Origin of the sequence: Nocardioides bruguierae, from assembly GCF_023554635.1 — a bacterium.
GTDB lineage: Bacteria > Actinomycetota > Actinomycetes > Propionibacteriales > Nocardioidaceae > Nocardioides > Nocardioides bruguierae.
Map to the genome: position 1 here is coordinate 91,456 of NZ_JAMJPH010000021.1, position 10,576 is coordinate 102,031.

Below are 10,576 nucleotides of genomic sequence, written 5' to 3' on the forward strand. Positions count from 1 at the left end.
CGCAGGCCCCCGGACCGTGAGGTCCGGGGGCCTGCGTGCGTGGGCTCGTGATCGGTGGGTGGGGGAGACGGGGGTGAGCGGGGCTCAGACCGCGACGCGGCGGTGTCGCGGGGCGTACCCGCGGCGCGGGGCGGTGGGCCGGGTGCGGGCGGCGCGCCGGCGTCCGGCGGAGCCCGCAGGACGGGGGGCGCCCACGGGGACGGGCTGGAGCATGAGGTCGAGGGCGAGGACGCCGGTGGCGTCGACGCGCTGGGCGGGCTCGGAGTGCTGGGCGGGCTCGGAGTGCCGGGCGGGCTGGGCCGCGCGGACCCGCTGCTCGGCGCTGCGCTCGACCGCGGTGGCGGCCGGGGAGAGGGTGCTGACCACCTGGCGCAGGCCGCTGGAGGCGAGGTCGTGCAGGATCGCGGCGGCCTCGGCGGAGCTGGGCCGCTGCTCGGGCTCGCGGCGGGTCATCCGGTGCAGCAGCGCGGACCAGCCGGCGGGCAGCGACGTCGGGATGAGCGGGCTGTGCTGGAGCCGGGCGTAGGCGGCGCTGTCGTCGCGGCCCGGGTAGGCGCGTCGCCCGGTCACGGCCTCGAGGAGCACGAGGCCCAGGGCGTAGACGTCGGCGCGGTCGGTGACGGGGTCCTCGCTGATCTGCTCGGGGGCGAGGAAGGCGACGGTGCCGACCGTGTGGCCGGGCGTGTCGCGGGTGCGGCGGCCGTCCCACTGGGCGATGCCGAAGTCGGCGAGCATGGCGCGCTCGGGGCCGAGCAGGATGTTGCCGGGCTTGACGTCGCGGTGCACCACGCCGAGCGCGTGCACGCCCGCCAGGGCGGCGGCGACCTCGGCCCCCACCTGGGCGGCGCGACGGGGCTCGAGCGGGCCGCGGGTGATCTCGGTGGCCAGGTCGTGGCCCTCGACGAGGTCCATGACCAGGTGCGCGGGCCGGGCCCCCGCGTCGACCAGCGCGGGCACGCCGGGCACGCGGACGTGGGCCAGCAGCAGGGCCTCGTCGGCGAGCCGCTCCCGGTTCACGTCGGTGTCGGCGTCGCGGCGCAGGACCTTGAGGGCCACCTCGCGCTGGAGGTGGGTGTCCCAAGCCCGGTGGACGACGGCGGTGCCGCCGGTGCCCAGCGGGCCCAGCACGCGGTAACGGTCGGCGATGAGGGGGATGGCGGGCAGCCCGTGCGCGGTGACCGCCGGCAGGTCGGCGGCGACGTCGGTCGTCAGCACGGCCGACTGCCGCGTCCGCTGCTCGTGTGCGCTCATCCTGGTCCTCGATCCTCCCCGGCGACGCTGTGTGCCGCCTGGCAAGGGGTTCCCGGTCCACTGAGCGCCCAATCTCCCCCTCAGGGGTGGGGTCCGGTTCCTCCGATTCGGGTGAACCGCCTCGTCGACGGTCGTCGGGACCCGGGCCACGGGGCGCTCAGGCCTCCCGCGCCACGGACTCGCGCGTGCGCAGCAGGGACGGCCCGTACCAGGTCAGAAGGCGTCCGGAGACCAGCTCGACCGGCGTCCGGGTGAACACCTCGGGCCCGTCGTCCTCGGTGAACACGTACGGCTCGTCCATGAGCAGCACCGCGTCCGCACCGGCCGCATCCATCCACGAACTCTCGACACGGGGGTAGCGATCCTCGCCCGTTCGGGCGAGGGCGGAGCGTGCGGCGGGCTCCGGGTGCCGGACGCGCCACCCGAGGCGCCGGCACAGGTCGGCGGTGAACGTGGCGGCACCGACCACCATCCACGGGTCGCGCCACACCGGCACCACCACCTCCCGCGTCACCGGGGGGAGGGGGCCGAGCCAGGCGTCGGCCACGGCGTCGAGCCATGCCGGCCCGGCGCCGGCCTCGTCCGTCCAGCCGAGCTCGTCGACGAGCAGGCGGCGCATCTCGGCCACCGCCTGCGGCACCGTCTCGATCTCGGTCACGACCACCCGGACGCCCGCCTCGCGCAGCCGGCGCACGTCGATCTCCCGGTTCTCCTCCTTGTTGGCCACCACCACGTCGGGCTCCAGGGCCCGGACCGCCGCCAGGTCGGGGTTCTTGGTGCCCCGCACGCGGGCGACGCCGTGCGCGTCGAGGTCGGGCGGGTGCGTGCACCAGTCGGTGACGCCCACCAGGGCCTCGGGGCGGGTGGCCGCCAGCGCCTCCGTCAGGGACGGGACGAGGGACACGACGCGGCGGGCGGGACTGCTCACCCGTCCACCGTAGGGCGGTGCGCCCGCTCGCGCCGATCCTGTGTCCGCCCTGTCCGTGCGTCACCATGGCGCGTCCGCACCGCACGTCCGCACCGCACGTCCGCACCGCACGTCAGCACCTCACGTCAGCACCTCACGCCAGCTCGGAGACCCGCACCACCGATGACCGACCTCTCGCCGGCCCCGCTCCGCGACCGCCCGGACGCGACGAGCGACCGTCCCCGTGCCGGCCGCCTGCCCTGGGTCGACGTCGCCAAGGGCGCCTCGATCCTGCTGGTGGTGCTGCACCACGCCTCCACCAAGAACCTGCTGGTGCAGCTGCCCGGGGAGCTCGGCTGGGTCTCGCAGGCCTGGTACGAGATCTCCACCGCCCTCAAGCCGGTGCGGATGCCGCTGTTCTTCGTGCTCAGCGGCCTGGTGGCCGCCGGCGCGGTGCGGCGGCCGTGGCGGGCGGCCCGCGCACGGTTCTGGGGCCCGGCCTGGCTGCACCTGGTGTGGCTGCCGCCGCTGGTGGTGTTCTTCTCGGTGGAGACGACCCTGCCGGGCAACCGCCTCACCGGCGTCACCGACGTCCTGGCCGACCTGCTGTGGGCCTCGACCAGTCTGTGGTTCCTCTATGCGCTGGCGGTCTACTTCCTGCTCGCGCGGGCCGTCGTGCGGCTGCCGCGGGTGCCGGTCCTGGTGGTGCTCGCGCTCGTCGCGGCGCTGGCCACCTACGTGCCCACCGAGCACTGGAACCGGTTCTCGGTGGTCTTCCACGCCGTCTACTTCGTCGCCGGGGCGCTCGCCCCCGACCTCGTGCACGCGGTGGCCGAGCGCGTGCGCCGCGTCCCGCTGGTGCTCCTCCTCGGTGGCTACCTGCTCTGTTGGGTCGGGCTGGACGCCGGCGCCGTGCCGGTCAGCACGCGGCTGCTCGTCACCAGCCTGGTGGGGGTGCCGCTGGGCCTGCGCGTGGCCCAGGCGGCCACCGGTCGACCGGCGGCGCTGCTGGCCGCGCTCGGTCGCCGCACGCTGCCGATCTACGTGCTGCACCTGCCGCTGCTCGGGCTGGCCGTGCACCTGCCCCTGCCGCTCGGCACCAGTGCGGCGGGTGCGCTCCTGGCGCCGTTCGTGCTGCTCGCCGTCGTCGTGCCGACCACGCTGCTGCTGCACCGCGGCCTGCTCGCGCTGGGCGGCACGTGGCTGTTCGCGCTGCCCGCGTGGGTGGAGCCGGCGCTGGACCGGCTGGCCGGGGGCCGGCGTGCGAGGTCGGGTGCGGGCGTCTCGTGGCTCGTCGCCGGGGCTCCTCGCACCTCGACGACCGGTGGGGTCGCCGGGGCTCCTCGCACCTCGACGACCGGTGGGGTCGCCGGGGCTCCTCGCACCTCGACGACCGGTGGGGACGTCGGTCAGACCGAGCGCCGGTAGGCGCCACCCACCTCGAAGAAGGCCTCGGTCACCTGGCCGAGCGTGCAGACCCGCGCCGCGTCCATCAGGGCCGCGAAGACGTTGCCGTCGCCGGCGGCGACCTCCTTGAGCCGCGCCAGGGCCGCCGGGGCCTCCTCGGCGTGCGCGGCCCGGAACGAGCCCAGCCGCTCCAGCTGGGAGCGCTTCTCCGCCTCCGTGGCCCGGGCCAGCTCGACGGTCTCGGGGGTGCCGCCCTCGGCGTGCTCCTTGCGGAACGTGTTGACGCCGATGATCGGCAGCGTGCCGTCGTGCTTGCGCTGCTCGTAGAGCATCGACTCGTCCTGGATGCGGCCGCGCTGGTAGCCGGTCTCCATCGCGCCCAGCACGCCGCCGCGCTCGGTGATCCGGTCGAACTCGGCCAGCACGGCCTCCTCCACCAGGTCGGTCAGCTCGTCGATCACGAACGAGCCCTGGAGCGGGTTCTCGTTCATCGCCAGGCCCCACTCGCGGTTGATGATCAGCTGGATGGCCAGGGCGCGGCGCACCGACTCCTCCGTGGGGGTCGTGACGGCCTCGTCGTAGGCGTTGGTGTGCAGGCTGTTGGCGTTGTCGTAGATGGCGATCAGCGCCTGGAGCGTGGTGCGGATGTCGTTGAAGTCCATCTCCTGCGCGTGCAGCGACCGGCCGGAGGTCTGCACGTGGTACTTCAGCTTCTGGCTGCGCTCGCTCGCGCCGTAGCGCTCCTTCATGGCCACCGCCCAGATGCGGCGGGCGACCCGGCCGATGACCGAGTACTCGGGGTCCATGCCGTTGGAGAAGAAGAAGGACAGGTTGGGCGCGAAGTCGTCGATCGCCATGCCGCGCGCCAGGTAGGACTCCACGTAGGTGAAGCCGTTGGCCAGGGTGAAGGCGAGCTGGCTCAGGGGGTTCGCCCCGGCCTCGGCGATGTGGTAGCCGGAGATCGAGACCGAGTAGAAGTTGCGGACGCCGTGCTCGATGAACCACTCCTGCACGTCGGCCATGCAGCGCAGGCTGAACTCGGTGGAGAACAGGCAGGTGTTCTGGCCCTGGTCCTCCTTGAGGATGTCGGCCTGCACCGTGCCGCGGACCGTCGCCAGCGCGGTGGCCGGGTCCACGCCCTGCTCGGCCGCCTGGTCGAGCACGGTGTTGAGGAAGAACGCCAGCACCGTGGGCGCGGGGCCGTTGATCGTCATGCTCACGCTGGTGGAGGGGCTGAGCAGGTCGAACCCGTCGTAGAGCTGGCGCATGTCGTCGAGCGTGGCCACCGAGACCCCCGAGGTGCCGACCTTGCCGTAGATGTCGGGACGCTCGTCGGGGTCCTGGCCGTAGAGGGTCACCGAGTCGAAGGCGGTCGAGAGCCGGGTCGCGGGCTGGCCCTCGGAGAGCCGCTTGAACCGGCGGTTGGTGCGCGCCGGGTCGCCCTCGCCGGCGAACATCCGGGCCGGGTCCTCGTTGTCGCGCTTGAACTTGAAGACGCCGCCGGTGAACGGGAACTCCCCGGGCAGGTTCTCCCGCCGCCAGAACGAGACGAGCTCGCCGGCGTCGGTGGTGCGGGGCAGGGCGACGCGGGGCACGCGGCTGCCGGAGAGCGACTCCCTGGTCAGCCGGGTGACGATCTCCTTGTCGCGCACCCGCACGACCTGCTCGTCGCCGGAGTAGGCCTCGACCACCGAGGGCCACGCCTCGAGCTGCGCGGCCACGTCGGCCGGCAGCGCGGCGCGCGCCTCCTCGACCAGGGCGGGCACGCCGCCGGCGTCCGCACCCCGGGCCTGGAGGGCGGCGGCCACGGACCGCGCCGACTGGAGGTCGCGGGCGCAGGCGGCCAGGCGCGCGGTCTCGGCGTGGTAGCCGCGCACGGTGGTGGCGATGTCGGAGAGGTAGCGCACCCGCTCGGCCGGGACGACGGCCCCGAACCGGGTCGAGTGGCGCACCGAGACCTCGGGCAGCGTGCCCGCGGCCACGGCCAGCCCGTGCTCGGCGAGCAGCCCCCGCAGGTGCTGGTAGAGCGCGGTGACCCCGTCGTCGCCGAAGGTGGCCGCCGAGGTGCCGAAGACCGGCATCTCCTCGGGGCGGGAGCCGAACGCCTCGCGGTTGCGCACCAGCTGGCGACCCACGTCGCGCAGCGCGTCGGCGGCGCCGCGGCGCTCGAACTTGTTGACGGCCACGACGTCGGCGAAGTCGAGCATGTCGATCTTCTCCAGCTGGCTGGCCGCGCCGAACTCGGGCGTCATCACGTACAGCGAGGTGTCGACGAACGGCACGATCGCGGCGTCGCCCTGACCGATGCCGGGGGTCTCGACGACGACCAGGTCGAAGCCGGAGGCGCGCAGCACGGTGAGCACGTCGTCGAGGTGCTCCGGCAGCTCGTGCGCCCCCCGGGTGGCGAGGCTGCGGAAGTAGACGCGGTCGCGGTCCAGGCCCGCCAGGTCGAGGGCGTTCATCCGGATGCGGTCGCCGAGCAGGGCGCCGCCGCCGCGGCGCCGGGTGGGGTCGACGGCGAGGACGGCGACGCGCAGCTTGTCCTGCTGGTCGACCCGCAACCGCCGCAGCAGCTCGTCGGTGAGGGAGGACTTGCCCGACCCGCCCGTGCCCGTGAGGCCCAGCACCGGCACCGCGCGGGCGGCGGCCGCCTCCTGGAGGCGGGCCAGCACGGCCTCCTCCAGGTGGCCGCCCTCGGCGCCGGTGACCGCGCGCGCCACCGTGGCCCGCTCCCCGCCGATGACCGCGTCGGCGTCCACGCCGCGCACCTCCCACGGGTCGAAGTCGCAGGCCCGGACGACCTCGTTGACCATGCCCGCCAGCCCGAGCCGCTGGCCGTCCTCGGGGGAGAAGATGACGACGCCGCTCTCGCGCAGTCGGGTGATCTCCTCGGCCACGATGACGCCGCCGCCGCCGCCGACCACCTTCACGTGGCCGGCGCCGCGCTCGGCGAGCAGCTGCACGAGGTACTCGAAGTACTCCACGTGCCCGCCCTGGTAGCTCGAGACGGCCACGCCCTGGGCGTCCTCCTCGATCGCGGTCTCCACGATCTCGGCGACCGAGCGGTTGTGCCCGAGGTGGATCACCTCGCAGCCCTGGCTCTGGAAGATCCGCCGCATGATGTTGATCGAGGCGTCGTGGCCGTCGAAGAGGCTGGAGGCGGTGACGATCCGCACCGGGTGGGTGGGGCGGTGGAGCTCGGGCACGGGGGTCCTCCCTGGTGGTGAGCACGGGTCGGCGCCGGGTCGCGACGCACTTACTTGGACGTCCAAGTATGTGGGCGACAGTACGTGCTGGGCGTGCCGGGCGGAAGGGGTGTCGGCGGTCGCAGGTGCCGCCGGGATCAGTCGACCGGGTCGCCCGCGCTGCGCCGCAGGCGGGTCAGCAGGTCGGTGAGGGCGGTGACCTCGCCCGGCGCGATGCCGGTGCTGCGGAAGACGTCGTTGAGGTCCTCGGTCGCGGCGGCGGCCAGTGCGCGGCCGGCGTCGGTGAGCACGGCGAGCACCACTCGGCGGTCGGTCTCCCCGCGCTCGCGCAGCACCAGCCCCTGCCGCTCGAGGCGGTCGACGGCGCTGGTGACCGAGGCCGGGTGCACCTGGAGCAGGGAGCCGAGCCGCGTCATCGGCAGCCGCCCGTCGCGGGTGAATGAGAGCAGCTGCAGCAGCTCGTAGCGGGCGAAGGTCAGGCCGTGCGGCCGCAGGACGGCCTCGATCCGCTCCATCAGCAGCTGCTGGGCGCGCACGAGCGTGGTCACCATCGCCATGCCGTCCGCGGCGTCGGACCAGCCGCGGGCCACCCACTGGCGGCGCGCCTCGCGGATCGGGTCGGGGCGGGTCATGCGCTCATCCTCCCGCACGCCCCGGCGCCCGGACGCCGGTGAGGTGGCGGCAGCCCCCCGTCAAGCGGACGCAGCGACCCCCCACCGGTGCTGCGCCCGCCCCCCTTTGTCCTGCGGGGGGCTGCACGCCTTGCGCTCCAGTGTCTCCGTGTCGTGGACGTCTCAATCATTTTCTGCTCAATCAGTTGCAGTGAGCAGACCACTGACAGGACACGCTTGTCACCTGAGCAGGACGCCTGCTACGCCCGTGGCCCCCAGCTCCTCGTCCGCCAGGAGGGTGGCGGTGAGCCCGCCCTGCTCCAGTGCGCGGACGGCGGCGGCCTGCTGCCCCGGTGCGCACTCGAGCACCAGCAGGCCCCCGGGCGCGAGCCACTCCGCGGCGCGGGCGGCGACGCGTCGGTGCAGGTCGAGGCCGTCCGTGCCGCCGTCGAGCGCGTGCCGGGGCTCGTGCTCGCGGGCCTCGGGCGGCAGGTCCGCCAGGGCGTCGGTGGGCACGTACGGGGCGTTCACCACCAGGGCGTCGACGCGGCCGCGCAGGTTGTCGGGCAGGGCGTCCAGCAGGTCCCCGGTGTGCACGTGTGCACCGGACAGGTTGGCAGCGGCGCAGGCCGTGGCGAGCGGGTCGAGGTCCGCGGCGTGCACCTGGGCGGGTGCCGGGTGGCCACCGCGCGCGAGCAGCGCCAGGACGAGGAGGGCCAGCGCGCCGGTGCCGCAGCACAGGTCCACGAGCACCGTGGGGGTGTCGCGGCCGGCCAGGTGGGCGGCGGCGGCGCGGGCCAGCAGCAGCGAGCGCCGGCGCGGCACGAAGACCCCGGCTGCGGTGCGCACGCGCACGCCGTCGACCTCGGCCCAGCCCAGGAGGACCTCGAGCGGCTCGCCCGCGACCCGGCGGGCGACGAGGCCCTCCAGCGCCTCCGGCTCCGCGCCCGTGCCGCGCAGCAGCGCCGCCTCGTCCTCGGCGAACACGCAGCCGGCGGCGCGCAGGCGGGCGACCAGCGGGTCGGGCGCCGGCGTGGGTGCCGGCGTGGGTGCAGGGGTGGGGGCGGGCACGCCGTCATCCTGCCGGGCGGTGCCGCCGGGGCCGAGCGCGAGTCCGAGCAGGCGTCCACCGGGCGTGGGTTACCCGCAAGTAGGTCTTCGGGTACGTTCGCGACGTGACCCAGGACACTGCCCACTCGGTCAGCCCCGACTCCGACCGCCACTGGTCCGACCCCGGGGCCTGGCCGGCCGCCCCCGGCGTGCACCGCATCCCCCTGCCGCTGCCCGAGGACGGGCTCAAGGCCGTCAACGTCTACGCGATCGAGGCCGACGACGGCCTCGTCCTGGTGGACGGCGGGTGGGCGATCCCGCAGGCGCGCGAGCTGCTGGAGTCCTCGCTGCGCTCGATCGGCTCCGGCCTCGGCGACGTGCGTCGCTTCCTGGTGACCCACGTGCACCGCGACCACTACACGCTGGCCCGGGTGCTCGGCTCCGAGCTCGGCGTCGACGTGGTGCTCGGCCGCGGCGAGCAGCCGGCGTTGGAGTACCTCGAGGCGCTGCACGGGCCCGAGGAGGAGCACCCGGAGGACCGGCGCTCCGGCGCCGAGCCCCTGCTCGCGGCCCTGCTGCGCAGCACGGGCGCCACCGAGCTCGCCGACCTGTGGGCGATCATCGAGAAGGACGAGAAGCCCGGCGAGGGCCACTTCTGGCACCGCCCCGACGCCTGGCTGGAGGGGGACGTGCCGCTGGCCGTCGGCGCGCGGACGCTGGACGCCGTGCACACCCCCGGGCACACGCCCGGCCACTACGTGTTCGCCGACGCCGCGGCCCGCCTGCTGTTCGCCGGCGACCACGTGCTGCCCACCATCACGCCCTCCATCGGCTTCGTGGTGCCGCCGGACCCGCACCCGCTGGGCGACTTCATGGCGTCGCTGACCCGGGTGCGGGCGCTGCCCGACCTGGGGCTGCTGCCCGCGCACGGCCCGGTGGGCGGCTCCTCGCACGCCCGGTGCGACGAGCTGACCGTGCATCACGAGGACCGGCTGGCACTGTGCCTGGCCGCGCTCGCCGACGGCCCCCGCTCCGCGCACGAGGTCGCCGGCACCTTCGGCTGGACGCGGCACGAGACCGACTACGCGGCGCTGGACCCGTTCTCCGGGGGTCTGGCCGCGATGGAGACCAAGGCGCACCTCGAGCTGCTGGTGGCGCGGGGGGACGCCGTGCGGCTGACCGAGCCCTCCGTCGACGGCGCGCTGCTCTTCGGGCTCCTGCCCGCGCGCCCCTGACCGACGCGGCGTACCCCGGTGCCCCGGGGTGTGCTGCCCCGCTGACCTGCGAGGTGTGGAGAACTCGCGCCGGAGGAGGGCCGGTTGTCGGTGGTGGGCCGCACCGTTCTCGCATGAGACCTCTGCACCTGTACGGCCGCGACTCCGACCTCTCCGACACCATCTCCGGGCTCCTGGCGCAGGAAGGGCCCGAGCCACCCTCGCAGCGCCGGATCGCCGCCCGGCTGCGCACCAGTCCGGGCACGCTCGCCCACGAGTACGGCAACCGTGCGGGGATGCTGCGCCGTGCGGCGGTCGTCGTGGCGGGCGATCACGACCACGACTGGTACGAGCGGGCGCGGCTGGCCGCCGACCGCGGCGGAGGGCTGGCGGCGCTGCTGCCCCGCACCAGCGAGGAGTGGCAGCACGAGGTCACGTGGCGCACCTGGTGCACCGTGGCCGTCGGTCGCCCCGCGGTGGCGATGGCGCTCGCCGCCGGGCACATCGGTGAGCGCCGCGCCGTCGGTGGCGTGCTGGACATCCGCTTGGGTGGCCTGGAGGAGACGGCTGGTCATCACGCCGCGCTCGTCGACCTCGCCACCGCAGCCCTTGTCGGGCTCATCACGAGGGGCACGGCGCCCGACGTGGACACGCCCTGGTCGCCCGCCGGGGCGGCCGGGCAGCGGCTGCCGGGTGCCGAGCACCTCTCGCTCCTCGCGCGCCTGGAGGAGCAGGTGCGTGCAGAGGTCGCGTCCTGAGGGACGGCCGCGCCCCCACCAGCCCGTCATGGCCTCGCCGCCCGTCCGGCACCGACCTCTCCGGCACCGACCTCTCCGGGATCGGGGGGGGGGGGGGGGGGGCGCGCCCCCGGGGGGGGGGGGGGGGCCGCCCCCCGCGTGGGGGGGGGGGGGGGGGGGGGGGGGGGGGCCC

At 75.2% G+C, this 10,576-nt stretch carries 8 protein-coding genes; 3 read left to right on the forward strand and 5 right to left on the reverse strand.

Translation table 11 applies throughout. The features are described 5' to 3' along the window. Window positions 1-84: 84 nt before the first annotated feature. A complete protein-coding gene (locus M8316_RS12170) occupies window positions 85-1,251 on the reverse strand; it encodes a serine/threonine-protein kinase (RefSeq protein WP_250054931.1) in 1,167 nt (388 codons plus the stop codon). 157 nt (window positions 1,252-1,408) lie between these two features. Continuing rightward, window positions 1,409-2,179, reverse strand: a complete 771-nt coding sequence (locus M8316_RS12175) for a helical backbone metal receptor (RefSeq protein ID WP_250054933.1) — start codon at window positions 2,177-2,179, stop codon at window positions 1,409-1,411. Between the two features lie 162 nt (window positions 2,180-2,341). On the opposite strand from M8316_RS12175, the gene M8316_RS12180 reads away from it, so the two are divergent. Next, on the forward strand, window positions 2,342-3,586 hold the full coding sequence (locus tag M8316_RS12180) for an acyltransferase family protein (protein ID WP_250054935.1): 1,245 nt from the start codon (window positions 2,342-2,344) through the stop codon (window positions 3,584-3,586). On the opposite strand, the gene icmF is transcribed toward M8316_RS12180, so the two are convergent. The 3 genes from icmF to M8316_RS12195 form a co-directional block, all read right to left on the reverse strand. Continuing rightward, complete coding sequence (gene icmF / locus M8316_RS12185; protein ID WP_250054937.1) at window positions 3,568-6,771, reverse strand: fused isobutyryl-CoA mutase/GTPase IcmF; 3,204 nt, start codon at window positions 6,769-6,771, stop codon at window positions 3,568-3,570. The two genes, M8316_RS12180 and icmF, sit on opposite strands and share 19 nt — an antisense overlap. Window positions 6,772-6,908: 137 nt before the next feature. After that, window positions 6,909-7,403: a MarR family winged helix-turn-helix transcriptional regulator gene (locus M8316_RS12190; RefSeq protein ID WP_250054940.1), complete on the reverse strand. Its 495-nt coding sequence runs from the start codon at window positions 7,401-7,403 to the stop codon at window positions 6,909-6,911. Between the two features lie 219 nt (window positions 7,404-7,622). Next, the gene (locus tag M8316_RS12195; RefSeq protein WP_250054942.1) at window positions 7,623-8,453 is read right to left on the reverse strand and encodes a putative protein N(5)-glutamine methyltransferase; all 831 of its coding nucleotides are present in this window, start codon (window positions 8,451-8,453) and stop codon (window positions 7,623-7,625) included. Window positions 8,454-8,557: 104 nt separating this feature from the next. Here M8316_RS12195 and M8316_RS12200 point away from each other — a divergent pair, with 104 nt between their 5' ends. Both M8316_RS12200 and M8316_RS12205 read left to right on the forward strand, forming a co-directional pair. Then, window positions 8,558-9,667: an MBL fold metallo-hydrolase gene (locus M8316_RS12200; protein ID WP_250054944.1), complete on the forward strand. Its 1,110-nt coding sequence runs from the start codon at window positions 8,558-8,560 to the stop codon at window positions 9,665-9,667. 113 nt (window positions 9,668-9,780) lie between these two features. After that, the gene (locus M8316_RS12205) at window positions 9,781-10,404 is read left to right on the forward strand and encodes a hypothetical protein (RefSeq protein WP_250054946.1); all 624 of its coding nucleotides are present in this window, start codon (window positions 9,781-9,783) and stop codon (window positions 10,402-10,404) included. Window positions 10,405-10,576 lie beyond the last annotated feature (172 nt).

Coding starts and splice junctions, on each gene's coding strand:
- M8316_RS12170 (WP_250054931.1), bottom strand. CDS start 1,251: ATGAGCGCACACGAGCAGCGGACGCGGCAGTCGGCCGTGCTGACGACC.
- M8316_RS12205 (WP_250054946.1), top strand. CDS start 9,781: ATGAGACCTCTGCACCTGTACGGCCGCGACTCCGACCTCTCCGACACC.
- M8316_RS12190 (WP_250054940.1), bottom strand. CDS start 7,403: ATGACCCGCCCCGACCCGATCCGCGAGGCGCGCCGCCAGTGGGTGGCC.
- M8316_RS12180 (WP_250054935.1), top strand. CDS start 2,342: ATGACCGACCTCTCGCCGGCCCCGCTCCGCGACCGCCCGGACGCGACG.